The 25,309-nt window shown below is 33.0% G+C and carries 30 protein-coding genes; 16 read left to right on the plus strand and 14 right to left on the minus strand.

Annotation, left to right across the window (positions count from 1 at the left end; all coding sequences use genetic code 11):
* The first annotated feature begins 59 nt into the window (after positions 1-59).
* The 6 genes from B0I10_RS07665 (at position 60) to B0I10_RS07690 (ending at position 7,012) form a co-directional block, all read left to right on the plus strand.
* Entirely contained in the window at positions 60-695 is a 636-nt protein-coding gene (locus B0I10_RS07665) for a 4'-phosphopantetheinyl transferase family protein (protein ID WP_112085922.1), read from the plus strand.
* Positions 695-1,414 (plus strand): geranylgeranylglyceryl/heptaprenylglyceryl phosphate synthase, encoded by a 720-nt coding sequence (locus tag B0I10_RS07670; RefSeq protein WP_112085923.1) that lies wholly within the window; start codon positions 695-697, stop codon positions 1,412-1,414. Before B0I10_RS07665 ends, B0I10_RS07670 begins: the two co-directional genes overlap by 1 nt.
* Positions 1,407-2,030, plus strand: coding sequence for a nicotinamide riboside transporter PnuC (pnuC, locus tag B0I10_RS07675; RefSeq protein WP_112085924.1), 624 nt, complete (start codon positions 1,407-1,409; stop codon positions 2,028-2,030). The genes B0I10_RS07670 and pnuC overlap by 8 nt, the downstream gene beginning before the upstream one ends.
* Positions 1,991-4,105 (plus strand): DUF4301 family protein, encoded by a 2,115-nt coding sequence (locus B0I10_RS07680; protein WP_112085925.1) that lies wholly within the window; start codon positions 1,991-1,993, stop codon positions 4,103-4,105. Before pnuC ends, B0I10_RS07680 begins: the two co-directional genes overlap by 40 nt.
* 1 nt (position 4,106) lies before the next feature.
* Positions 4,107-4,508 (plus strand): alternative ribosome rescue aminoacyl-tRNA hydrolase ArfB, encoded by a 402-nt coding sequence (gene arfB / locus B0I10_RS07685; protein WP_112085926.1) that lies wholly within the window; start codon positions 4,107-4,109, stop codon positions 4,506-4,508.
* A gap of 284 nt (positions 4,509-4,792) precedes the next feature.
* The gene (locus tag B0I10_RS07690) at positions 4,793-7,012 is read left to right on the plus strand and encodes a TonB-dependent receptor (RefSeq protein ID WP_112085927.1); all 2,220 of its coding nucleotides are present in this window, start codon (positions 4,793-4,795) and stop codon (positions 7,010-7,012) included.
* A gap of 117 nt (positions 7,013-7,129) precedes the next feature.
* Here the strand turns inward: B0I10_RS07690 and B0I10_RS07695 are convergent, their stop codons facing one another.
* The 9 genes from B0I10_RS07695 to B0I10_RS07730 all read right to left on the minus strand — a co-directional run bounded on the left by B0I10_RS07695 (position 7,130) and on the right by B0I10_RS07730 (position 12,698).
* On the minus strand, positions 7,130-7,744 hold the full coding sequence (locus tag B0I10_RS07695; protein ID WP_112085928.1) for a DUF6705 family protein: 615 nt from the start codon (positions 7,742-7,744) through the stop codon (positions 7,130-7,132).
* Positions 7,745-7,810: 66 nt separating this feature from the next.
* The gene (locus B0I10_RS07700; protein WP_112085929.1) at positions 7,811-8,449 is read right to left on the minus strand and encodes a DUF6705 family protein; all 639 of its coding nucleotides are present in this window, start codon (positions 8,447-8,449) and stop codon (positions 7,811-7,813) included.
* Between the two features lie 152 nt (positions 8,450-8,601).
* Positions 8,602-9,204, minus strand: a complete 603-nt coding sequence (locus B0I10_RS07705) for a DUF6705 family protein (RefSeq protein WP_112085930.1) — start codon at positions 9,202-9,204, stop codon at positions 8,602-8,604.
* A gap of 64 nt (positions 9,205-9,268) precedes the next feature.
* The gene (locus tag B0I10_RS07710) at positions 9,269-9,895 is read right to left on the minus strand and encodes a DUF6705 family protein (RefSeq protein ID WP_112085931.1); all 627 of its coding nucleotides are present in this window, start codon (positions 9,893-9,895) and stop codon (positions 9,269-9,271) included.
* Between the two features lie 18 nt (positions 9,896-9,913).
* Positions 9,914-10,534 carry a DUF6705 family protein gene (locus B0I10_RS07715; protein ID WP_112085932.1) on the minus strand — a complete coding sequence of 207 codons (621 nt, stop codon included), beginning with the start codon at positions 10,532-10,534 and terminating at the stop codon, positions 9,914-9,916.
* A 66-nt stretch (positions 10,535-10,600) separates the two neighbouring features.
* Positions 10,601-11,233 carry a DUF6705 family protein gene (locus B0I10_RS07720; RefSeq protein WP_112085933.1) on the minus strand — a complete coding sequence of 211 codons (633 nt, stop codon included), beginning with the start codon at positions 11,231-11,233 and terminating at the stop codon, positions 10,601-10,603.
* 61 nt (positions 11,234-11,294) lie between these two features.
* Positions 11,295-11,909, minus strand: a complete 615-nt coding sequence (locus B0I10_RS07725) for a DUF6705 family protein (protein WP_112085934.1) — start codon at positions 11,907-11,909, stop codon at positions 11,295-11,297.
* Between the two features lie 10 nt (positions 11,910-11,919).
* Positions 11,920-12,090 (minus strand): hypothetical protein, encoded by a 171-nt coding sequence (locus tag B0I10_RS15655; protein WP_181456916.1) that lies wholly within the window; start codon positions 12,088-12,090, stop codon positions 11,920-11,922.
* Between the two features lie 182 nt (positions 12,091-12,272).
* On the minus strand, positions 12,273-12,698 hold the full coding sequence (locus B0I10_RS07730) for a Rieske (2Fe-2S) protein (protein ID WP_112085935.1): 426 nt from the start codon (positions 12,696-12,698) through the stop codon (positions 12,273-12,275).
* A gap of 226 nt (positions 12,699-12,924) precedes the next feature.
* Here B0I10_RS07730 and greA point away from each other — a divergent pair, with 226 nt between their 5' ends.
* Both greA and B0I10_RS07740 read left to right on the plus strand, forming a co-directional pair.
* Entirely contained in the window at positions 12,925-13,401 is a 477-nt protein-coding gene (greA, locus tag B0I10_RS07735) for a transcription elongation factor GreA (protein ID WP_112085936.1), read from the plus strand.
* Between the two features lie 19 nt (positions 13,402-13,420).
* Positions 13,421-13,810: an HIT family protein gene (locus B0I10_RS07740; RefSeq protein ID WP_112085937.1), complete on the plus strand. Its 390-nt coding sequence runs from the start codon at positions 13,421-13,423 to the stop codon at positions 13,808-13,810.
* A gap of 49 nt (positions 13,811-13,859) precedes the next feature.
* Here the strand turns inward: B0I10_RS07740 and B0I10_RS07745 are convergent, their stop codons facing one another.
* A complete protein-coding gene (locus B0I10_RS07745) occupies positions 13,860-15,008 on the minus strand; it encodes a sensor histidine kinase (protein ID WP_112086011.1) in 1,149 nt (382 codons plus the stop codon).
* Positions 15,009-15,111: 103 nt separating this feature from the next.
* On the opposite strand from B0I10_RS07745, the gene B0I10_RS07750 reads away from it, so the two are divergent.
* The 3 genes from B0I10_RS07750 (at position 15,112) to aat (ending at position 17,127) form a co-directional block, all read left to right on the plus strand.
* Positions 15,112-15,990 (plus strand): flavin reductase family protein, encoded by an 879-nt coding sequence (locus B0I10_RS07750; protein WP_112085938.1) that lies wholly within the window; start codon positions 15,112-15,114, stop codon positions 15,988-15,990.
* 35 nt (positions 15,991-16,025) lie between these two features.
* A complete protein-coding gene (locus B0I10_RS07755) occupies positions 16,026-16,400 on the plus strand; it encodes a DUF3127 domain-containing protein (RefSeq protein WP_112085939.1) in 375 nt (124 codons plus the stop codon).
* Positions 16,401-16,485: 85 nt separating this feature from the next.
* Positions 16,486-17,127: a leucyl/phenylalanyl-tRNA--protein transferase gene (aat, locus tag B0I10_RS07760; RefSeq protein ID WP_112085940.1), complete on the plus strand. Its 642-nt coding sequence runs from the start codon at positions 16,486-16,488 to the stop codon at positions 17,125-17,127.
* On the opposite strand, the gene B0I10_RS07765 is transcribed toward aat, so the two are convergent.
* Positions 17,124-17,684, minus strand: a complete 561-nt coding sequence (locus tag B0I10_RS07765) for a DNA-3-methyladenine glycosylase I (RefSeq protein ID WP_112085941.1) — start codon at positions 17,682-17,684, stop codon at positions 17,124-17,126. The two genes, aat and B0I10_RS07765, sit on opposite strands and share 4 nt — an antisense overlap.
* A gap of 161 nt (positions 17,685-17,845) precedes the next feature.
* Here B0I10_RS07765 and ald point away from each other — a divergent pair, with 161 nt between their 5' ends.
* Complete coding sequence (gene ald, locus B0I10_RS07770; RefSeq protein WP_112086012.1) at positions 17,846-18,934, plus strand: alanine dehydrogenase; 1,089 nt, start codon at positions 17,846-17,848, stop codon at positions 18,932-18,934.
* A gap of 62 nt (positions 18,935-18,996) precedes the next feature.
* On the opposite strand, the gene B0I10_RS07775 is transcribed toward ald, so the two are convergent.
* Complete coding sequence (locus B0I10_RS07775; RefSeq protein WP_112085942.1) at positions 18,997-19,209, minus strand: VF530 family protein; 213 nt, start codon at positions 19,207-19,209, stop codon at positions 18,997-18,999.
* A 227-nt stretch (positions 19,210-19,436) separates the two neighbouring features.
* Between B0I10_RS07775 and B0I10_RS07780 the strand changes: the two genes are divergently transcribed.
* From B0I10_RS07780 to B0I10_RS07795, 4 genes are all read left to right on the plus strand, one after another.
* Positions 19,437-20,138 (plus strand): DUF3291 domain-containing protein, encoded by a 702-nt coding sequence (locus tag B0I10_RS07780; protein ID WP_112085943.1) that lies wholly within the window; start codon positions 19,437-19,439, stop codon positions 20,136-20,138.
* A gap of 226 nt (positions 20,139-20,364) precedes the next feature.
* On the plus strand, positions 20,365-21,846 hold the full coding sequence (gene crtD, locus B0I10_RS07785; RefSeq protein WP_112085944.1) for a 1-hydroxycarotenoid 3,4-desaturase CrtD: 1,482 nt from the start codon (positions 20,365-20,367) through the stop codon (positions 21,844-21,846).
* Positions 21,839-22,489, plus strand: a complete 651-nt coding sequence (locus B0I10_RS07790; protein WP_112085945.1) for a carotenoid biosynthesis protein — start codon at positions 21,839-21,841, stop codon at positions 22,487-22,489. Before crtD ends, B0I10_RS07790 begins: the two co-directional genes overlap by 8 nt.
* Positions 22,480-22,953, plus strand: coding sequence for a sterol desaturase family protein (locus B0I10_RS07795; protein WP_112085946.1), 474 nt, complete (start codon positions 22,480-22,482; stop codon positions 22,951-22,953). The genes B0I10_RS07790 and B0I10_RS07795 overlap by 10 nt, the downstream gene beginning before the upstream one ends.
* A gap of 191 nt (positions 22,954-23,144) precedes the next feature.
* Here the strand turns inward: B0I10_RS07795 and tsf are convergent, their stop codons facing one another.
* On the minus strand, positions 23,145-24,107 hold the full coding sequence (tsf, locus tag B0I10_RS07800; protein ID WP_112086013.1) for a translation elongation factor Ts: 963 nt from the start codon (positions 24,105-24,107) through the stop codon (positions 23,145-23,147).
* A 145-nt stretch (positions 24,108-24,252) separates the two neighbouring features.
* The gene (gene rpsB / locus B0I10_RS07805; RefSeq protein WP_112085947.1) at positions 24,253-25,089 is read right to left on the minus strand and encodes a 30S ribosomal protein S2; all 837 of its coding nucleotides are present in this window, start codon (positions 25,087-25,089) and stop codon (positions 24,253-24,255) included.
* Positions 25,090-25,309: the final 220 nt, after the last annotated feature.

The following is a 25,309-nucleotide window of genomic DNA, read 5'->3' on the forward strand; positions in this document are numbered from 1 at the left end:
TTGTGATTTGTTTAGTTTACTAATGTTTTGAATTACAATTTGATATATACTTTTCAAAAATGCCATTTTACCAAAAAATAAATGTTGACGACAAAACGGCTATCTTCGTTTGGAAAATAACGGAGGAGTTCAACGAGTTATTTCGTGCTGTTTCGTTGAAAGATATTTCATTAGCCCGATTAGAAGGTATGAAATCCGAAAGCCATCAAAAAGGTTTTATGGCGGTTCGAATGCTGTTACAACACAATGGTTATTCCGATTTTGATTTATATTATGATGAATTTGGGAAGCCGAATTTAAAAGACGGCGTCAACATTTCCATTTCACATTCATTTGATTTTTCAGTAATTATTCTATCGGATAAAAATAGTGGAATTGATTTGGAACTTAGAAGAAATTTAATCCAAAAAATCGCTTACAAGTTTGCCGAGGAAAAATTTGTGTACGAATGTGAAAATAATTCAGCCGAGTTCGTCAGTAAATTAACCGTGATTTGGGGTGTAAAAGAAGCTATTTTTAAAGTGCGAAATGAAATCGGAATTAGTTTTAAAGACCACATTTTTGTCCAACCGTTTGAAATGAATGATTCAAAAACCACGGCTTTATTAGATTTTAATTCGGTAAAAAAAGAATTTTTGGTTTACTTTACCGAAATAGAAAACTACACCTTAGTCTGGCTTTGGGAAAGTGAATAATGAAAAAAATATACCACGAAATACTATCAGCCAAAGCTGAAAACAGAAAACTACTTGCTGTTTTATTAGATCCGGATAAAGTTGACATGGACAATTTATCTGTTTTGATTGAAAAAATCAGAACCAGTCCGGCTACGCACATTTTTGTTGGCGGAAGTATTGTAGAAACGAATAAAATGGATGAATTGGTTCATTTTTTAAAGAATGGATTATCATTGCCGATTGTGCTTTTTCCGGGAAATCCATCACAAATTTCAACTTTTGCAGATGGTATTTTATTTTTGAGTTTATTATCAGGAAGAAACCCGGATTATTTAATTGAACATCACGTAAATGCCGTCTCTGTTTTGAATAAATCAACATTAGAAATTATTTCAACCGGTTACATTTTGATTGAAAGCGGAAGTCAAACGGCTGTAGAAAGAATAAGTAAAACCAAACCTTTAGATAGAAATAATGTTGAATATGTCTGTCAAACCGCCAAAGCAGGAGAATATTTAGGCAATAAATTAATTTATCTCGAAGCCGGAAGCGGAGCAAAATTGGCTGTCCCGATAGAAATGATTAAAGTAGTTTCGAAAGAAATTTCAGTTCCGCTCATTGTGGGCGGTGGAATTCGTTCGCAACAAGCCATTCAAGCTGCTTTTGAAGCCGGAGCCGATTTAGTAGTCATCGGAACTGCTTTTGAAAACGATCTTAACTTTTTTACTCATGATTGATTTTCTTTTTTCGCAATACGATGGTTATTCTACCCTTCACATTTTTCTGGAAATTACGGGAGTGATTTTTGGTTTAATGAGTGTTTGGTATGCCAAAAAAGATAACATTTTAGTCTTCCCAACAGGAATCATAAGTACAACCATTTTTATCTATTTGTTGTGGGAATGGAAGTTGCTAGGTGATTTTACTATCAACATTTATTATTCAATAATGAGTGTGTACGGTTGGTATCATTGGTCTCGAAAAAAAGAAGGTGAAACAGAATTTCCCATTGCTCATATTTCTAAAAACGAAAAAGCATGGGCCGTTGGAATTTTTGTTTTAACAACAATTGTTGTAGTGATGATTTATACTTTTTTTGATAAATTTACCAGTTGGACGGCTTATGTTGATACTTTTACCACAGGATTATTTTTTGTTGGAATGTGGCTTATGGCCAAACGCAAAATTGAACACTGGATTTTATGGATTGTTGGCGATATCATTTCTGTACCTTTGTATTTCTATAAAGGATATACGTTCACAAGCCTGCAATATTTTATATTTACAATAATCGCCTTTTACGGCTATATCGAATGGAAGAAAATCTTAAACAACAGCCTACAGAAATCATAAAAATAGCGATTTATGGTCCGGAAAGCACCGGTAAAACTACTTTGGCTAAGCAATTAGCCGAGCATTTCAATACGGTTTGGATTCCTGAATTTGCACGTGATTATCTTCAACAAAAATGGGATCAGCAGCAACAAATTTGTCAAAAAGATGATTTGTTGCCCATAGCTATTGGTCAGACTAAATTAGAAAATGAAGGATTGCAAAAAGCAAATGTTTTTTTATTTGCCGACACTAATTTGATGGTTACCAAAGTTTTTTCTGATATTTATTATGGAGAAACGGATGCCATTTTAGCCAAAGCTGCCAAAAAACACAAATATGATTTGTTTTTGTTAACAGATATCGATGTGCCTTGGGAAAAAGATGATTTACGCGACAAGCCCGAAAAAAGAGAAGAAACATTAAAAATATTTGAAGATAATTTAATTGAATTCAATAAACCGTATGTAAAAATTTCCGGCCCAAAGGAAAAGCGATTTCAAAAAGCGATTACATTAATTGCTAGTCTTTTAGAGGCGAAAAGGGTAGGTTTAAATTCATTCGATTTTGTTCATCTAAACCACAGAGAAATCAAATTAGAATGTGTGAAAAATCAGGTTGCTTTTTTAATCAACGGAATTCAAGCTGTTAATCTTGAGCGACCTGCAAAACTTAATGATGGTATTGAATCATTGTCAGCGGAGGAAGCAACCTATTTTGCCAATTTTTTTGATGAAAAGCGAAATCATATAAAACTAAAAAAATTCGTCCCGGCCTCTGGTGCTGCGAGTAGAATGTTTAAGTTTTTAAGTGAGTTTTTACAGGATTATAAATTGGGCGAAGAATCAATAAATGCCTACATCAACAGAAAGAAAGCCAAAAACTTATCGCTTTTTTTGATAGGTTTAGATAAATTTCCGTTTTACGAAGAGGTAATAACTAGGTTAACTATTCTATTTACCGATTTTGATTCGTGGGGTTATGACAGCAAACAGTATGCTTTTATTAAAATACTTTTAGCCAAAGACGAATTTGATGTTGCTAACAAGCCCAAAGGAGTTTTGCCTTTTCATAAATATCCCTCACACTTGGCAACGCCTATAGAAGAGCATTTGAACGAAGCAGTAGCCTACGCTTCTTCCAATCAAAAAGCTCATTTACATTTTACCGTTTCAGAAGAGCATCAATTTGAGTTTGAAAAAATTGTAGAAAACGTGAAACCGAAAATTGAAGCGGCTTCTCAAACAGAAATTAGTGTAACCTATTCTTATCAAGATAAATCAACAGATAGTGTGGCGTTAGATTATGACAATCAATTTTTTAGAGAAGAGAATGATAGTTTAATATTCAGACCGGGTGGACATGGAGCCTTGATTCAAAACTTGAACAATTTGGATGCCGATATTATTTTTATTAAAAATATTGACAATGTTATTCAGAATCATTTAGATGAAATTTCATTGTATAAAAAAGCATTAGCAGGAATTTTATTAGACAAGCAACAACAGATTTTTGAGTACCTCCGAATGCTTGATGAAGATAATTTGAATAGAGAAATCCTTGACGAAATTGTTAATTTTATTCAATCAAAATTACATTTTGAAGTGGCAGAAGATTTTTCAAAATATACCAAAGAGAGTAAAGTTGATTATTTAAAAAATTATTTAAATCGACCCATTCGTGTGTGTGGAATGGTTAAAAATGAAGGTGAACCCGGCGGTGGACCTTTTTGGGTGAGGGACAAAAAAGGATTGGTTTTCTTGCAAATCGTTGAATCTTCTCAAATTGATGAAAAAGATGCCAACCAGATAAAAATTCTCAAAAGTTCAACCCATTTTAATCCGGTAGATCTAGTGTGTGGAATCAGAAATTACCGTGGAGCCAATTTTGATTTAACCGAGTTTGTTGATCATAGCAGTGGTTTTATTGTACATAAAAACAAAGGCGGAAAAGATCTAAAAGCTTACGAATTACCCGGACTTTGGAACGGAGCGATGGCAAAATGGCTAACCATTTTTGTTGAAGTACCATTGATTACATTTAATCCGGTGAAAACCGTGAATGATTTATTAAAAATTGCTCATCAACCGCACTAAAATGGAGGTCCAAAAAATCACAACTGAATTAACTTTCAAAGCCGTTAGAAGCAGTGGAGCAGGTGGACAAAACGTGAATAAAGTTTCGTCCAAAGTCGTGCTGACTTTTGATTTAGTCAATTCGCAAAGTTTATCTGACGATGAAAAAACAGTACTTTCTGAAAAATTAAAAACAAAATTAACGTCTGAGGGAATTCTGATTTTAAACTGCGACGAAGATAGAAGTCAACTCAAAAACAAAGAAATAGTCACCAAACGTTTTTTGAAACTCATTCAAAACGCATTAATTATTCCCAAAAAAAGAAAACCAACCAAAATTCCACGTTCGGTAATTGAAAAAAGAATAAAAGCCAAACGAAGTACTTCAGAAATTAAACAAAACAGAAAAAGACCGGATTTTTGAAAAAGGTAATAGGTAAATGGTTATGGGTAATAGGAGTTTCTCTTTTCATTAAATTTTGAATTTGATTTTTATCATTGCCATTGAAAATCTTTTACTACCTTTGCCCCGTCTCAAAGGGGTGCTCTAAATAACGAGCTGAGATCATACCCAACGAACCTAGAACAGGTAATGCTGTTTAGGGATTAGATTAAGAAATAAAAGTGCACGTTTATTTCTGCGTCAAGAGTATCAATTTTAATTTTTAACCAAGAATAATTACCCCTTTTATTCGTAAACTTTTACGAATGAAAATTTTATTCAACAATCGCCAGTATGGCTCAAAAACGCTAAGTAGGTATTGCTTTGCGACTTTTTTCCTATTTTCTTTTATCGGATTTTCGCAGGAACAACAAACGGGTGTGGACACAACCAAAACGAAAGACATTCCGCTTGATGAGGTCTTAGTTTCAGCTATTCGCGTAACTGCTCAATCGCCGGTTACCTTTTCCAATCTTCGCAAAGAAGAATTTCAATCTCGAAATCTCGGACAAGATATTCCGATTATGATGAATTATCTTCCGTCAGTGGTCACCACAACCGATGCCGGAGCAGGAGTGGGTTACACCGGAATTCGAGTGCGTGGTTCTGATGCAACGCGTGTGAATGTAACCATTAACGGAATTCCGTATAACGATTCCGAAAGCCAAGGAACCTTTTGGGTCAATATGCCCGATTTTGCCAGTTCAACCGAAAGTTTGCAATTGCAACGTGGAGTCGGAACTTCAACCAATGGAGCAGGAGCGTTTGGAGCGAGTTTAAACTTGTTGACCGACTCCTATTCGAAAGAAGCCAGTGGAGAAATTTCCAATTCATTTGGAAGTTTTAATACACGAAAACACACTGTAAAATTTAGCACCGGATTGATGAATGACAAATTTGAAATCGCCGGACGATTATCCAATATTGTTTCCGATGGTTATATCGACAGGGCTTCTTCTGATTTAAAATCCTATTTTTTACAAGGAACGTATGTTGGAGAAACAACGTTAATTAAAGCTCTTGCTTTTGGAGGAATTCAAAAAACCTATCAAGCTTGGTATGGTTTAGAGGATCCCGAATTGCGTGAGAAAAACAGAACCTTTAATGTCGCCGGAATGTATTTTGACGACGAAGGTAACATGCAATTCTATGACAATGAAACGGATAATTACCAACAAGACCATTACCAATTGCATTGGAACGAACGTTGGAGTGACCACTGGAGTTCCAATTTAGCCTTTCATTATACCAAAGGAAAAGGTTATTTTGAACAGTATCGAGAGAATGAAGATTTTACCGATTATGGTTTAAATCCAATTTCTTTGGGTGGCGAAACCATTGATGTAACCGATTTAATTCGCCGTCGTTGGTTGGATAATGATTTTTATGGAACAACATTTTCATTAAATTACAAAAAAGATAAAATCGATTTTATTTTAGGCGGAGGAGCAAATAAGTACGAAGGGGCTCATTTTGGCGAAATCATTTGGGCTGAATTTGCCTCGCAAAGCGAAATCAGAGACCGCTATTACGATGATTTTTCAACCAAAACCGATGTCAATGTTTTTGCGAAAATGAATTATGATTTAACCTCAAAATGGCGACTTTTTGGCGACATTCAATACAGAAACGTTGGTTTTACAGCCAATGGTGTAGATACCGGAATCGTAAATGATACTTTTAATTTTATCAATCCAAAAGCCGGAATTACTTATACGTTAAACCAAAACAATAATTTTTATTTTTCGTATGCCAAAGCCCAACGCGAACCCAATCGTAACGACTACGAAAACGGAAATCCAAGACCGGAAAAATTAGATGACCTTGAGTTAGGATGGCGATATACTACCGAAAACGTAAAATTGAATGTCAACAGTTATTTTATGTTATACAAGGATCAATTGGTCTTAACCGGAGAATTAAATGATGTTGGAGCTCCCATTCGAGCCAACAGTGGTGATAGTTACCGACTTGGTTTGGAAGTTGATGCGTCTGTAAAGATAATGAAACAATGGATTTGGCAATCAAATATTACCTTAAGTCAAAATAGAAACAATGATTTTGTTTTTCAAAAAGATGGCGTTATCCAAAATTTGGGTTCAACAAATATTGCTTTTTCTCCTGCTATAATCTATGGTAATATTTTAACATATAATCCAGTTAAAGGATTGCAAACATCACTTTTAACAAAATTTGTTGGTAAACAATATATGGGTAATATTGATTCTAAAATGTCAGTCCTAGATCCGTACTCAACAACAGATTTTAATGTTTCGTATGAAATAGAAACGAAGAAAATTTTCAAATCCATTCAATTCAATGCCTTAATCAATAATATTTTTGATTTGAAATACGAAAGCAATGGCTATTTCTACACGTTTGACGATGATTTTTCATCACCGGGAACTGTTACAACCATTGAAGGAGCCGGTTTTTATCCACAAGCGGGGATTAATTTTTTGGCAGGAGTAACGCTATTGTTTTAGTGATAAACTAAATTTTAAATACAACTCAAATAAGTGATTCATTATTTGGGTTGTGTTTATTTTTTTTTAAGTTGACTCAATGGCTACTATAATCAAAAAAATATTTTATTTTTAGATTTATTGCTTGATTAAAATCAGCTCTTGAAACAAGGGTAAGCTAATAGCTAAAGGTGTCGGGCTTCCTGCTACACGAGTTTCCATTCCTCTGAACATTTCTATTTTGATAGCTTCTTGTCCATTGTGAATAATTTTTCGTATTCTTAATTCACATGATTTACCGGTGGTAATATCTTTGATATACCCCATTAACCATCGTTCCGATGTAGGGCACTCTTCACAAAATCCATAACCACCGCCTGGAATAATTAGTCTACAACTAATCACATGCTTAATTCCATTTGAAAAATTATTGTCGACATCATTTAAAACATTGGCAATTTCAACATTGTTTATTTTCAGTTGATAACCTCCAATCAACCTGTCTTCAAAGTAATAATTATTCATGGAAGACATTTCTTTTTTCTGTAAAATAAACTTTAAATAGATGCCGTTCTCATCGTATAAATAAGTTCCAGTAAAATTATCAAAGATGTGGTCTAAATCTTTGTAGTAAACACCTGTTTCGCCAAAATCTGAACCTGCAACATTCTTAATAGTTGTATAGGGTTGTGCTTGTGCCACGCAAAAACCCGAAAACAAAAGAAATAATAATAAAGTTGCAATTTGTTTCATGGTTTTACTATCAGCTTATATAACGCATTGCTAATATAATCAAAAAAACCAATTGATTTTTTAGATTTATTGCTTGATGAGTTCGTATCGTCCAAAAGGAATGGTATACGAAAAAAACTGATTTTGTGCAGCTCCTTCATTTTCATTTACATAAACATTACCGTTGGCATATAGGGTAAAAAATATTTTTTCTACTCCATTTTCTACTTTATGTCGGAATATAATTCTAGGGTCTAGAAAATCAATTTGTCTATTAGGTTCGTTAAAAGTGCCATCAACTATGACGTCATTAGGGCCACAATTGCTACAAACGTCGGGGTTTGTAGATATAGGTTTTATGATAATACTACCTACCATGTTGTATTTATATGGATTTGTGTGATTTGTTAATAAATTAGAAAACGTGTTTATTTTTTCAATCCCATTTTCATCATAACGATATTCAGCTACTAAAAAGTCTCTATAAAAAGTTATATCACCATAATCAATAAATTGTTCTTCTTTTATTTGAATTCTCACGATAAGTTCAGTTGAACCTTGTTGATATTTCCATTCTCCCACAAATCTTTGAAAGTCTTGTTGTAAATCTTTATAATACGCTCCTTGAACATCTTTGGTAGAATTGTAAAGCGGTAAAACAGGTGTTTGAGCCACGCAAAAACCCGAAAACAAAAGAAATAATAATAAAGTTGCAATTTGTTTCATGGTTTTACTATCAGCTTATATAACGCAATGCCACTATAATAAAAAAAAATATTTATATTTACGTATTGCTTGATGAGTTCTATATAATCACTTTTAAAAATGTTCATGAATTTTTCAAATAATATTAGATAAATTCTATAATAATTTTTTGATTAAGGAATTTGAACCAAATCAAAAGATATTCCAACTGGGTATTTTTGCATCGGAGTTGGACCATCGTTTTGATGTCTGCTTCGGCTAACCGGATAGATAAATATTCTCAAAGTGGGTTGACCATTTACAACAAATTTTCTCATGTGAATTTTATCTGCGGCCCCAGTGTCGGGTTCAATAATCGTAGCAATAACCCATTTTTCATTTTCCGTACATTCATCACAGCCTCTAACTTTACCAGTCATAATTTCATTACCATATAAATAATAATTACTATAATGATTATGATTGTTGTTAATATCGTTCAAGACATCAATTTCAACAATGTTTTCTTTAATCAACAAGTAGGAGCCAATTAAAATGTCTTGGTAATTGTAACCATTATAAAACACTTCTCTTTTTTGTATTTTAATTTCAAAAAGAATACTATTTGATTCGTATTTATAGTGACCTTCAAATGGATTTAAAACGTTAGCTACATCTTTATAATAAACTCCTTGTAAATAATTTGTCCAACCATCAAGACTTTGAATTCCTGTATATTGAGCGGAAATTATTTGACAGTAAAAAATTAAAGTAAAGGTGATAAATATTTGTTTCATGGTTTTGATATCAGCTTATATTGTTTAATGCTAATATAATCAAAAAAATATTTTATTTTTAGATTTATTGCTTGATGAGTTCGTATCTACCTTCTGGTAAATTATAAGTGGTATGCGGCCCATATACACCATCAAAATCGGGTAATAAATTACCAAATATTCTAAAGGTTAAAAAAATCTTTTCCACTCCATTTTCTATTTTATGTCTAAAAACAACCATGGGTTCATAGCCTAAAATCTCTATTTCTGGATCACTAAATGGACCTTTAACCATCACATCATTAGGACCGCAATTGGGACAAACATCTGGATTGGTCGAAACTGGCTTGATAATGATGTTACATTTAATACTATAATCATAAGGATCAGGATGATTAATCAAAAGATTTGGAAGTGTATTGATTTTTTCCACTCCATTTTCTACATAATGATACTCAGCGACTAAGTAGTCTTCATAAACACTAATGTTTCCATAGTCAACAAATTGCTCTTCTTTTATTTGAATTCTCACAATAAGTTCAGTTGAACCTTGTTCGTATTTCCATTCGCCTACAAATCTGTTAAAGTCTTGTTGTAAATCTTTATAATACGCTCCTTGAATCGTTTTACTTGAGTCATATAGCGGTAAAATAGGGGTTTGTGCAAAAGTAATTTTGCAAAAAAAGGTTAATAAAATTGTTAGTTTATTCAAATTGTTATTTTCAGCTTTTTATGGTTGTTTGATTAAAACATACTGTCCCCATGGTACATGAAACGACATGTAAGTTGGAGGAGTGTCATCTATCGGAATAATACTTCCTGTTTGTTGTAAACGCATGTGTGTTTTTTGTACGCCATTTTCATCTACTCTTCTCAGTGTGATTATACCACTCAAGCCAGGAGCATTTCGAATGGGGTCTTTAAAACGCAATTTCACTCTTCTTTCATTCAAATTACATTCAGGACAAACAGGAGCTTTTCTTTTATTAATTATTGAATAACCATATATGTTGTAATCATAAATATTTGAAAAGTTTTGATTAAGATTCGACAGGCTATTAACAATGGTTTGATTGTTTACTTCATAATGATATTCACCAACAAGGTAATCTATATAAACATTTCTATCTAAATTAAAAAACTGAGTTTTTTTTACAATTGTTATTGTTAAGGTAGTGTTTGAATCGCTAAATACCCAACTTCCAATGAATTGGTCTAAATCATTGTTTAGATCTTTGTAATAGGCTCCTTGTACATTTATGCTTGCACCATAAAGTGGTAATTCTGGTGCTTGTGCCACGCAAAAACCCGAAAACAAAAGAAATAATAATAAAGTTGCAATTTGTTTCATGGTTTTACTATCAGCTTATATAACGCATTGCTAATATAATCAAAAAAACCAATTGATTTTTTAGATTTATTGCTTGATGAGTTCGTAGAAGCCTACAGGTAAATTATAGAAATCATAAGGACTCACTGTCCCATCAGCATAAGGTAATTTAAAGCCAAATATCGTCATGGTTAAAAAAATTTTTTCAATCCCATTTTCTATTTTATGTCTAAGAACCACCTCAGGTTCATAGCCAAAGATATCTCTTTCAGGATCACTGAAAGGACCTTTGACCATTACATCATTTGGTCCACAATTCGGACAAACAGCAGGATTGTTAGGAACAGGTTTGATGATGATATTAGCTACAATGTTGTATTTAAAAGGCGTAGAGTGGTTGATTAACAAATTGGAGAGTGTGTTAATTTTTTCAATTCCATTTTCAATGTAACGATATTCAGCCACTATAAAGTCCTCATAGACACTAATGTAACCATAATCAATAAATTGCATTTCTTTTTTTATAATTTTAATTATGAGTGTGTCCGATACATGTTCGTATTTCCATTCCCCAACAAACCTATTGAGGTCATCTTGCAAGTCTTTGTAATAGGCTCCTTGTACATTTATGCTTGCACCATAAAGTGGTAATTCTGGTGGTTGAGCCACGCAAAAACCTGAAAACAAAAGAAATAATAATAAAGTTGCAATTTGTTTCATGGTTTTTATCAGCTTATAACTCAATGGCTAATGTAATCAAAAAAATATTTTATTTTTAGATTTATTGCTTGATTAAAATCAGCTCTTGAAACAAGGGTAAGCTAATAGCTAAAGGTGTCGGGCTTCCTGCTACACGAGTTTCCATTCCTCTGAACATTTCTATTTTGATAGCTTCTTGTCCGTTGTGAGTACTTTTTCGCATTCTTAATTCACATGATTTACCAGTAGTAATATCTTTGATATATCCCATTAGCCACCGTTCAGATGAAGGGCACTCTTCACAAAATCCATAACCTCCTCCCGGTAGAATTAAATTGCAACTAATCACATGTTTAATCCCATTCGAAAAATTACTGCTAACATCATCTAAAACATTGGCAATTTCTATTTTGTTAATTTTTAACTGATAGCCACCTATAATCATGTCTTCAAAGTAGAAATTGTTCATGGAAGACACTTCTTTTTTCTGTAAAACAAACTTTAAATAGATGCCGTTCTCATCGTATAAATAAGTTCCAGTAAAATTATCAAAGATATTGTCTAAATCTTTGTAGTAAACACCTGTTTCAGCGTAATCAGGACCATCAATGTTTTTAATCGAGGTGTAGGATTTTGTTTGAGCCACGCAAAAACCCGAAAACAAAAGAAATAATAATAATGTTGCAATTTGTTTCATGGTTTTACTATCAGCTTGTATAACGCATTGCGTCTTCTTGGGCATTAACTCTTTTCATAGTTAACTGTTTTTTTCCAAGATGAACCCCGTTTTCCAACTCAATAGATTCTAAATCCGGTTCTGCACAGTTTGTGAAAGTGAGTATAAAAATTCCTGAAAGTAATAGTAAAGTTTTTTTCATTGAAAGGAATTAATATTATAATTATTAAGAAAAACAAATAATTACAGCTATTCTATTACAATAATATTAATTTTTTTTTCATTAAGCCAAAAAATAGTTAATAATTAATAAAATTATTATTACAAAACTAATCACAAATGATTTTATGATTTCTTGTGAAATCTATTTTAAGTGTTTTTCTTTTAATTATAAACCCGCACAATCGGTCCGTTTACCTCTACTCGGTAACGTTTCATTGGGAACTCCAGACCTTCTCCTCCCAAACCTGTAAATAAATTATATAATTCTTCATCACATGGGCAAAGAGCGTTACTTCCCTGGATAATCATGGTTGAGCATGAACTCAAAGCTTGGTTTGGGCAAGCGGCATCAAAGGCATTGTAGCCACTACCGGTATTAAAAAGAATAACTCCTCTTACGCCGGCATTCGCCTGTGAAATATACACTCCATTTCCGGCAAATTTTAACGAGCTGTAAAGTGGTAAATCCGTATTAATATCTACTGAAAAAGTAAAATTTGGTATATTGGGATTAAAATTATTAAAACGCTCGTTTTCACATCCGGAAACGAAAACACTGGCAATGAGTAGTAGAACAAATTTTTTCATCAACAAATTTTTTGAATTCACAAATTTAATTTAATTACCTTTGAGTATCCTTAAAAAGGAATAAATTTTCAAATAATTAAAAATTATACTATCTTTGTTGTAAGGAATCCTCTCAAAGGGGATTTTTTCTATTTTATATAACGCTAAAAATAACGATTTTATATAGCAAAGTTCAAGTAATATGAATTTTGAAAAAATTGAATTGCAATAAAAAACACATGAAGTTATGAGTACAGTATCGTATTACACCGCAGAGGGTTTAAAAAAACTAAAAGAAGAATTAGAAAACCTTAAACATATTGAACGTCCAAAAGCGTCACAAGCCATTGCAGAAGCAAGAGATAAGGGCGATTTATCTGAAAATGCAGAATATGACGCCGCGAAGGAAGCTCAAGGATTATTGGAAATGCGAATTTCTAAAATGGAAGAGGTTTATTCTAACGCCAGATTGATAGATGAGTCGCAATTGGATTTGACGAAAGCATTGGTTTTATCGAATGTAAAAATTAAAAACCAAGCCAACGGCATGGAAATGAAATATACCTTGGTTGCCGAAAGTGAAGCCGATTTAAAAACCGGTAAAATATCAGTAACTTCTCCAATCGGAAAAGGGTTGTTGGGAAAATCTGTTGGTGATGTAGCTGAAATTACAGTGCCAAACGGTGTTTTAAAATTTGAAGTGTTAGAAATTTCAAGAGACTAATTCTTAAAAATTTTAAGTAATGGCAAGCATTTTTACCAAAATAATCAATGGTGAAATCCCATCGTATAAAATTGCAGAAGATGAGCATTTTATTGCTTTTTTAGATGTGAATCCCAACGCTAGTGGTCATACACTTTGTGTCCCAAAACAAGAAATCAATAAGCTATTCGAAATGGAAGAAGACCATTATTTGGCTTTGATGAAGTTTTCGAGAAAGATTGCTTTGGCTTTGGAAAAAGCAATTTCGTGTAAACGAATTGGTGTTGCCGTGGTTGGATTAGAAGTGCCTCACGTGCATGTACATTTAATTCCATTACAAGAAATGGATGATATGCGATTTCAAAAGAAAGTTACCCTAACTAAAGAAGAATTTGAAGCAACTGTGCAAAAAATACAAAACGAGTTATAATTAAAATCCCGAGTTCATCGGGATTTTTTTTACAGTAAACTTTTCATTTTCACACTTTTTTAAAACTAACCAACATGGTCGTGCCTTTATCTACTTCGGATTGGTAGACTCTAATTTTTCCTTTATGGTATTCTTCCACTATTCTTTTTGTAAGTGATAATCCCAATCCCCAACCGCGTTTTTTGGTGGTAAATCCGGGTTCAAATACTTTTTTAAACTGGTTTTTCGGAATACCTTTTCCGGAATCGGTGACTAAAATTTTTACTTCTTTTTCATCTTCCATAATTGTGAGTGATAGCTTGCCACGACCTTTCATGGCGTCAATCGCATTTTTTACTAAATTTTCAATGGTCCAACTGTGAAGAATTGGATTCAAGTTAACCAATATAGTTTTGGTGGGTGCCGAAAAAGAAAACTCGATTTGCTTGGAAAAACGCGATTTCAAATAATCGAAGGATTGAATGGTTTCCGATACTAAATCTAATTTTTCTAAAACCGGCTCAGAGCCAACTTTCGAAAAACGATCGGCAATGGTTTGCAATCGTGTGATGTCTTTTTCAATTTCTTTAATAGTATTTTCTTCTACATTTTCAATTTTTAATATTTCTAACCAACCAATTAAGGAAGAAAGCGGTGTGCCAATTTGGTGTGCCGTTTCTTTTGCCATTCCTGCCCAAAGTTTGTTCTGCGTGGCAACTTTTGTACTTCTATAGTAATTGTAAACCAAAGCGGTAAATAGGATGATAATCAGAATTAACGCAATGGGATAATATTTTAATTTGTTTAGTAAAGACGAATTTCCATAATACAAATACCAAAACTTACCCGTATTGTATTCAATAACAATGGGATTGTTTTCCTTTTTTAATTTTTCTAGAAATTGAGTTAATTTTTCTTTATTAGAAATGATATTTTCATCAATGTTTCTTTGATTGATAATTGTGTCATTTTCAGTAAGGATAATCGGAATGGTTTTGTTATTGTCAATTATTTGTCGCGGAAGCTCAATGTCATCCGTGTCCGTATTGGCGTTGCTTACAGTTTTTAAACTTTCAGCCCAAAGTTCCATTTTTAATTTTTCTTCGCTTTTAAAAATTTGAAAAAAAGTATACGTATTCCAAAGAATCAGCGAAACAATCACAAAAGAAGTGAGAATCAAAAACCATCGGGTTACATTTCTGCTTTCAGAAAACTGCATAATTCTGTATTTAGGATAAAAGTAGTAAAATCTTGTTGGAATTGAAAAAATCAATCGGCAAATACTTTTCAATTTTATATATTTGTGTAAACTCAGATAAATAATGCTTAGTATTTCTCCAAAAGATGTTTCACCTTTAAAATTACAAGGTTATTTGCAAAGTTCGGTTGGTCCGAGACCCATTGCATTTGCCAGCACAGTTGATCAAAATGGGAATCCGAATTTGTCGCCGTTTAGTTTTTTTAACGTGTTTAGTTCCAATCCGCCGATTTTGGTTTTTTCACCTGCCAGAAGAGTGCGGGATAACACCATCAAACACACTTTAATTAATTGCGAAGCCACAAAAGAAGTGGTAATTAATGTAGTTAATTTTGATATTGTTCAGCAAATGTCACTTTCCAGTACAGAATATGCCGATGGCGTAAATGAGTTTCTAAAATCAGGTTTAACCATGTTGCCGTCAGAGATTGTCAAACCTTTTCGTGTGGCAGAAAGTCCGGTTCAATTTGAATGTAAAGTCAATCAAATTATTAGTTTAGGGACAGAAGGCGGAGCGGGAAATTTAATTATTTGTGAAGTGGTGAAATTGCACATTGATGAATCTATTTTAGATGAAAATGGCAACATCGATCAACATAAAATCGATTTGGTTTCTCGTATGGGAGCCAATTGGTATTCGCGTTCCAATCTTGGGCTTTTTGAAATCCCAAAACCATTGGCAACCTTGGGAATTGGAGTCGATCAAATCCCTGATTTTGTTAAAGAAAGCCCCGTGTTTAGTGGAAATGATTTAGGGATGTTAGGAAATGTAGAAAATTTGCCATCAAGCGAAGAAATTAATATATTTGTAAACGAAAATATTCAGGTGAAAGGAGTTTTGAGTTCTGCCGATGAAATGAAGGTGCATCAAAAAGCAAAAGAATTCTTGAACAAGCAAGATGCTCTTTCGGCCTGGAAAATTTTGTTAGCCAAACGAGTTTAATATAAGCCAAATTAATAATTTTTAAAATCAAGATCATGGAAGTTTCAGGAAAAATCAAAGTCATTAACGCCGAACAACAAGTTAGTGCATCATTTAGAAAAAGAGAATTAGTGGTTACCACAGATGAACAGTATCCACAACATATTATGGTAGAATTCACACAAGATAAGTGTGATTTGCTTAACTCATACAAAGTGGGTGAAGGTGTAAAAGTATCAATTAACATTAGAGGAAGAGAGTGGGTGAGTCCACAAGGCGAAACCAAGTATTTCAACTCTATTCAAGGATGGAGAATTGAGCGTTTGCAAGCAGAAGCTCCGGCAGCTCAAATGCCTCCTGTGCCTGCAGCGGAAGCTTTTGAACCGGCTACCAACTTTAATGAAGAAGAACACGACGATTTACCGTTTTAATTTGTAAAGAAGAGAATGAACAAATTCCAAATTCCAATTTTATTTTTTTTGGGATTTGGAATTTCCTATTTAGACCTTTTAAGTGATGTATTTTTTAAGTAAAGAGTTATATTTTCCACCTGTTTCAGAAGCTTCTTATGAAGGAATTTTGGCTGTGGGCGGAGATTTAAGCACAGAACGATTGCTTTTAGCATACAAAAAAGGCATTTTCCCTTGGTTTGAAGAAGACGAGCCCATTTTATGGTGGAGTCCGCCACAGCGAATGGTGGTGGATCCAAAAGAATATAAAATTGCTAAAAGCCTCCGAAATATCTTAAACCGAAAGATTTTTGAAGTTACGTTCAACCAAAATTTTTCTGAAGTAATTAAAAATTGTCAAATTATAAAACGAAAAGGGCAACAAGGAACCTGGATTACTGATTCGATGTATGAGTCCTATCTAAAACTACATGAATTAGGAATTGCAAAATCAGTTGAAGTGTGGCAAAATGATGAATTGGTCGGCGGTTTGTATGGCGTTGATTTAGGACATATTTTTTGTGGTGAAAGTATGTTTAGCAAAGTGCCCAATGCCAGCAAAGTTGCATTTGTTTCTTTAATTGAAAAGTTAAAGCAAGAAAATTATCTTTTATTAGATTGTCAAGTGCATAACGACCATTTGGAAAAATTAGGGGCGTTTGAAATCTCCAGAGATACTTATTTGAAAATTCTTAAATCTCAACGCTAATTTCTTTTCCAACAATCTAAAAAATGATCGTTTACCATTCCTGTTGCTTGCATGTGAGCATACATGGTAGTTGGTCCGATGAATTTAAAACCTCTTTTTTTAAGATCTTTACTGATTTTTTCAGCTAATGGACTGTAAGCCGGAACTTCCTTAAAGGAAGAGAAATTATTCACGATTGGTTTTCCATCCACATAACCCCAAATAAATTTAGAAAATGAACCAAACTCTTCCTGCACTTTTATAAATGCTTTGGCATTGCTGATGGCGGATTTTATTTTTAACGTATTTCGAATAATTCCGGCATCTTTCATTAATTCTTGCACTTCATAATCGCCAAATAAAGCAATTTGTTGGTAATCAAAATTAAGAAATACTTTTCTGAAATTTTCTCTCTTTTTTAGAATTAAGTGCCAACTCACTCCGGCTTGAAAAGTTTCTAAAATTAAAAATTCAAACAACTTTTGGTCATTATAAACCGGTTCGCCCCATTCTTCATCGTGATAACGGCGGTATAAATCATCTTTTTCGCACCAAGCACACCTTGTTTTAGTTTCCATATTGTTTCATTTATTTAACAAATATAAAAAATCAAAGCCATAATTTACTTTTTACATCAAAATAGGGGGTGTTAACTAATAAATTAACAAAAATAACATATGTTGATACATAAATAGGGGGTTATTAATACATTTGTATGCTAATTAGAAATAATTTAATGATGAAAATAGGGGTTCCAAAGGAAATTAAAAATAATGAAAGCCGAGTTGGGATGACTCCGGCAGGTGTTTTTGAGTTGATTAAAAACAATCATACGGTCTATGTGCAACAAGATGCGGGTTTTGGCAGTGGTTTTTTTGATACGGATTATGCCGTGGTTGGTGCGATTATAGTTCCTACGGTGGCTGAAGTTTATGCACAAGCGGATATGATTGTAAAAGTGAAAGAACCGATTGCGGAAGAATATCCATTGATAAAAAAAGGGCAAATTGTTTTTACTTATTTTCATTTTGCTTCCAGTGAAGAATTGACGATTGCAATGTTGGAATCCAAAGCCATTTGTATTGCTTATGAAACGGTGGAAGAAACAGACGGTTCATTGCCATTGCTCACTCCAATGTCTGAAGTAGCGGGAAGAATGGCGATTCAACAAGGAGCAAAATATTTAGAAAAACCAATTAAGGGAAGAGGTGTTTTGTTGGGAGGAGTTCCCGGAGTCCCACCGGGAAAAGTGTTGGTTTTGGGAGCGGGTATTGTTGGCATTCAAGCGGCAAAAATGGCTGCCGGTTTAGGTGCTCATGTTACGATTTTAGACATCAATATGAAACGTCTTCGTTACGTAAATGATGTGATGCCAAGTCATGTAGTAACTGAATTTTCGAGTGAATATAATATCAGAAGACATATAAAAAACCATGATTTAATTATTGGTGCGGTATTGATTCCAGGCGGAAAAGCTCCAAAATTAATTACAAGAGATATGTTGAAAGAAATGCATCCCGGAACGGTAATGGTGGATGTAGCTGTAGATCAAGGTGGTTGTTTTGAAACAACGGTCGCAACCACACACGAAAATCCGACTTATATTATTGATGATGTCGTGCATTATTGCGTGGCAAATATGCCGGGAGCGGTGCCATATACATCAACGTTAGCCTTAACGAATGTAACGTTGCCGTATGTTTTAAAAATCGCTAATTTAGGTTGGAAAGTTGCCACCGAGCGTTATCCTGATTTAGGCAAAGGACTCAATATTGTTCAGGGAGAAATTGTTTATAAAGAATTAGCCGAAACGTTCAATTTTAGTTAATAGGTTTTATTTGTTTGTTTGTTTAAAAATCCCATCGCAGCCAAGGTGATGGGATTTTGTATTTATTTTAAAATCGTTTCACAATATAATTCTTCCACTTTTTTTCTTGCCCAATCGGTTTTTCTTAGAAAAGTTAAACTGGATTTGATGGAAGGATTTTCGGTAAAACATTTAATTTTTATTTTCTGACCTAAAGTTTCAAAACCATAGATAGCAACTAAATGTTCTACAATGGATTGTAATGTTTTACCGTGAAGCGGGTCGTTATTTTGCATGGTGTAAATTTAATAAAAGTTGAAAGGTAAAATTCAATTATTGGCGGGTTTAATTATAACTAATCAAAATTTAAAGGTTTTTTCTTTGTTAATGATTAAAAAGTTTAATTTTCATAATTTCAAAAGAATTAATCTAAAAGCAAAGATTAATCAATTTAATTGAATTTTATGGTCTTAAAATAAGAAAAAATGAGATAAATTTATGAAGTTTTAAATTTTATACTTTTATGAGTCAAATCACTACAGTTACCTTTTTTAAGGTTGAAAGTTTTTCAAATAAATGGTGGGCATTTACGCAGATGCAATTAGGATATCGAAAATTAATAAACAATGATGGTTTGCTTTTTTATAAATTACTAGGCTCCGGTGCTAAGAACGGATTTAGTGCTACGCCTAATTTTGGCACCTATGCTCTTTTTTTAGTTTGGGAAAATGAAGATAAAGCTCAATTTTTTTTTAATCATAATTCTTTTTTTAATGCCTATAAAAAACGAAGCGTTGAGACGTTTACGGTTTATTTAAAATCAGCAGAAGCACACGGTTATTGGGATGGTGTTCAGCCATTTCAGAAAACGTCAAACTTAGAAATAGACAAACCCATAGTCGTTTTAACTAGAGCAAGAATTCATTTCAATAAACTCTGGTCTTTTTGGAGTAAAGTTGGCATCGTTAGCCAAAGTTTAGAGGGTTACAAAGGAGTTGTATTATCCATTGGAGTTGGTGAGTGGCCATTAATTCAACAAGCTACTATAAGTATATGGAAAACACAAGCAGAAATGCTCGACTATGCTTATAAAAACCCTAAGCATAGGGAAGTGGTTGTGCTAACACGAAAATTAAATTGGTATAAAGAAGAAATGTTTGCCCGTTTTGTTCCTTACAAATTTGAAGGAATTTGGGATGGAAAAAATGTTGTAAATTTTATATAATCAGCTTTTCAACACATTATCCGCTTCAATATGAAGAAGCAATTTTATTTTATATAAACTGATTTTTTCAAAACTATTTTAATGAAATTAAACCTTTATGAAATTCGGATTATGAATTTCTTTAAAAAAGGCCACTAGCTGGCAAACTGTTTTTTTAAAATTTATTGTTAAATGAATTAAATCTTCTTTTTGTTTAATATATTTGCATATAAATTAAACAAAAAAAGTGACTAGCCCAACAAATACTAAAAATGCTATTATTATTGGTTCCGGAATTGCCGGAATTGCGAGTGCTATTCGACTACAAATAAAAGGTTATTCTGTAACTGTACTTGAAAAAAATTCTTATCCTGGCGGGAAATTATCTTCATTTGAACTTGGTGAATACCGTTTTGATGCCGGACCATCGTTGTTTACTATGCCTCATTTTATTGATGAATTGTTTGAATTAGCAGGTAAAAATCCTCGCGACTATTTTCAGTATATCAAGCATGACAAATCGTGTCATTATTTTTGGGATGACGGAACTACCCTTGAGGCAGATAGTGATATTAAAAAGTTATCAAAAAAAGTGAGTGAAACTTTTCAAACGAGTGAAGGTATTATTGAAAAAAAATTAAGTAAAGCGGCTCATATTAATCGAGTAATTGGCGATTTATTTTTAGAACAGAGTTTGCATCAAATTAAGAATTTTTTGAATTTAAAAACGGCAAAAGCAATTTTAAAAATTGGAAGTCTTGACCTACATAAATCATTACACCAAGCTAATCAGGATGATGTAAAACATCCAAAGTTAGTACAGCTTTTTGATCGTTATGCTACTTACAATGGTTCTAATCCGTACAAAACTCCCGGTATTATGGGCATCATTCCCCATTATGAGCACAATGTTGGTACATTTTTTCCTGTAAAAGGCATGAACTCTATCACCACTTCCTTGGTTAAACTAGCGGAAGACTTAGGCGTTGAATTTATATATAATAAACAAGTTGATGAAATACTGCTTGATGCAACACAAAAGCGTGTAAAAGGGGTCATGATTAACGGTAAATGTCTTGAAGCAAACGTAATCGTTAGTAATATGGATGTTTATTTTACTTATAAACAATTACTTCCAAAAATAAAATCGCCTAAAAAAACTTTATCACAAGAGCGTTCAAGCTCGGCTATCATTTTTTATTGGGGAATTAAAAATGAATTCCCTGAGTTAGATTTGCACAATATTTTTTTTACCAAAAATTACAAAGAAGAATTTGATGCCATTTTTCAAAAGAAAACCATGTATAATGATCCAACGGTTTACATAAATATTACTTCTAAAATTTTAAAGTCAGACGCACCGGATAATTCAGAAAACTGGTTTGTAATGGTTAATGCTCCGGCAAATCAAGAACAAGATTGGGACAATTTAATTAGTGAAACGAGGAAAAATATAATTTCAAAAATTAATCATGTTTTAAAAACAAATATTGAAAATCTTATCGCTACCGAAGAAATTCTTGATCCAAGATCAATTGAAAGTAAAACATTATCCTACCAAGGTTCGCTTTATGGCACTTCGAGTAATTCAAAATTTGCTGCATTTTTAAGGCATCCTAATTTTAAAAGAAATATTGATGGTTTATTTTTTGTTGGTGGTAGTGTGCATCCTGGAGGAGGAATACCGCTGTGTTTACTAAGTGCTAAAATTGCTACATCTCATGCTTGATATCTTAAAAAAATATAAATTAAAAATCTCAATCACTTTGTTGATTGCTTTTTATGTTTCGGGATTAATAGGTATTTTAACAAATTCTAGCACTATTGATTTTCTTTCACTCACCCCGCTGAATCTGATTGTTAATATGGTACTGCTTTTAGCTAATCATCAATTTGGAAAAAGAAATCTGTTGCTTATTTTTTTTAGTATTGGTTTATTGGGATTTTTTATTGAATTACTAGGTGTTAATACCGGAATTATTTTTGGAGAATATACCTATGGTGAAACATTAGGATGGAAATTTTTTGAAACGCCTTTAATAATTGGTGTTAATTGGATTATGTTAACCTATGCTGTAGTATATACAATAGGGAATCGAATAATTAATAATGTTGTAAAAGCATTGGTTTGTGCGGCTATATTAGTAGCGTTGGATTTTTTGATTGAACCTGTTGCTATTGCCTATGATTTTTGGTCGTGGGAGAACGAAGTTATCCCATTAAAAAATTACATCGCTTGGTTTTGTATATCGTTTGTTTTTTGTTTTGCAATAGCTAAGTATAAAAACGAGTCAAAAAATGATTTAGCTCCTTTTTTATTATTATTTCAATTTATATTTTTCGGAATTTTTAACTTTGTATTATGGAAATAGTTCTTTACATACTAACTGCAACAGCCACTTTCTTTTTTATGGAATTTATGGCTTGGTTTACTCATAAATATATCATGCATGGTTTTATGTGGTATTTTCACAAAGATCATCACCAACATGAACCGGGATTTTTTGAAAAAAATGATGTATTCTTCTTGATTTTTGCTGTGCCAAGTTGGCTCTGTATTATGTTAGGATTGATGAATGGTAATTATTACATTACCTCTATCGGTTTTGGAATTGCTATTTATGGTTTGTCCTATTTTTTGATGCATGATGTATTCATACACCAACGTTTTAAATGGTTCAGAAACTCGAATAATTTTTATTTACTTGCACTAAGAAAAGCACACAAAATCCACCACAAACATCTTGGAAAGGAAAATGGAGAAGTTTTTGGCATGTTGATTGTTCCTTCAAAATTCTTTAAAGAAGCACGTCGGATTTTGGCAAATAAGAAATGAATTAGCTAAAGTTAGTTACATTTTTTTGTTGCGATGAAATGTAATGGCAAGCAAATCATGAAATTTTATTGATATAGTTTTTAGCTTGTAAAGCCTAATTGAAAACAGATATTTTACGTAGTTACTCTATAAAAAAAGGAAGCCATCTCCAACTTGAGACGGCTTCCTTTTTTATTTAAATCTATTTTGGATTACCCTAAAGCAACTCTTTTGAAACCTGTAATTTCAACGTTGAAACCTTTTACATAATCACTCACTTTTTTACTATCATCTTTGATGAAGTTTTGATCTAATAAAGCTTTTTCTTGATCTAAAGTTGTGTTATCAGAGATAAAACGTTGAATTTTCCCTGGAATAATTTTATCCCAAATTTGTTCTGGTTTGCCTTCCGCTTTTAATTCAGCTTTAGCATCTTCTTCAGCTTGTTTGATAACTTCCTCAGTTAATTGAGAGAAAGAAATATATTTAGGAACATTTTTTAAAGTCTTTCCTAAACGTTTTGCTTCTTCATTTTCTTTTTCGATTATAGCAATACGAGCAGCAAGTTCAGAAGCAACGAAAGCAGGATCAAAATCTTTGTAAGATAATGTATCAGCTCCCATTGAAGCAACTTGCATAGAGATGTCTTTAGTTAAAACGTCACCATTAGAAATTGGTGCAGAAATTGCGGTTAATGCAGCAATTTTGTTAACGTGAACATACGATCCAACGTAAGCACCTTCTAAAATTTCAAAACCACCGATTTCGATTTTTTCACCGATAACACCAGTTTGCTCGATTAATTTTTCGGCTACAGTAATTCCGTTGAAATCTGAAGCTAAAAATTCTTCTTTAGAAGAGAAATTGATAGCTCTCTCAACTAATTGTTTAGCTAAAGTTACAAAAGTTTCATTTTTACCTACGAAATCTGTTTCGCAGTTCAAAGTAATGATAGCTCCTTTAGTTTTGTCAGCATTTACAAAAGAAACAGCAGCTCCTTCACTAGACTCACGGTCAGAGCGGTTAGCAGCAACTTTTTGCCCTTTTTCTCTAAGGTTTTGAATAGCTTTATCGAAATCTCCTTCAGCTTCAACCAAAGCTTTTTTACAGTCCATCATTCCGGCACCTGTAGTTTGTCTTAATTTATTTACGTCTGCAGCAGTAATTGTTGCCATTTTGTATCTATTTTTAAGTTTTAAATTTTTTTTTAAAAAACAAATTCCAATAATCAAATTTCAAATTCCAATTTTATTAAATCATCAATTTTAAAAGAGACAATTTATTGGAACTTGGAATTTTTCCTATTGGAATTTATATTATTTATTCTTCCGAAGTTGTTTTAGCTTCTTCTGCTTCCACTGCTGGAGCTTCTTCCACTGCTGGAGCTTCTTCCACTGCTACTGGAGCAGCTTCTACAGCTACTACTTCTTCTACGGTATCTTCTGAAACTTCACCATCTTTTTCAGATCCTCTTTCAGAAAGACCTTCAATGATAGCACCGGTTACTAAAGATAAAATTTTATCGATTGATTTAGAAGCATCATCATTAGCCGGGATAACGTACTCAACTTGACGTGGGTCAGAGTTGGTGTCAACCATAGCAAAAACTGGAATGTTTAATTTTTGAGCTTCTTTTACTGCGATGTGTTCCGCTTTGATATCTACTACAAATAATGCAGCAGGTAATCTAGACATATCAGCGATAGAACCTAAGTTCTTCTCTAGTTTAGCACGAAGACGATCTACTTGAAGTCTTTCTTTTTTAGAAAGTGTATTAAAAGTGCCATCTTTTTTCATTCTATCAATAGAAGCCATTTTTTTCACGGCTTTACGGATAGTAATGAAGTTAGTAAGCATACCACCTGGCCATCTTTCCGTGATGTACGGCATGTTCGCGGCAGCAGCTTTCTCGGCTACGATATCTTTTGCTTGTTTTTTGGTAGCTACGAAAAGTACTTTTCTACCGGATGCTGCAATTTTTTTCAAGGCTTCGTTAGCCTCTTCTATTTTAGCAGCAGTTTTATATAGGTTAATGATATGAATACCATTACGTTCCATATAAATGTAAGGAGCCATGTTCGGGTCCCATTTACGAGTCATGTGTCCAAAATGAACACCAGCCTCTAGTAAGTCTTTAACTTCAACTTTGTTTGCCATTTTTGTACTAGTTTACGTTCTGTTGATTAGCAATGTGTTTTAAGTTTAAAAGTTTAGGGTTTAAGTGTTTAAAAGTTTAAGAGGATTCTCCATTGACCTTTTACCTATCACCATTTACCTTTTCTCAACCCATTTAGATGCTAAACTAATTTTCCGATCGCATCGGAATAATAACAACAATAACTTTTTTAATAATAATTTTAAATCTTTTACAGTTTTT

It is taken from the genome of Flavobacterium lacus, from assembly GCF_003268815.1.
In the GTDB taxonomy this organism is placed as follows: domain Bacteria; phylum Bacteroidota; class Bacteroidia; order Flavobacteriales; family Flavobacteriaceae; genus Flavobacterium; species Flavobacterium lacus.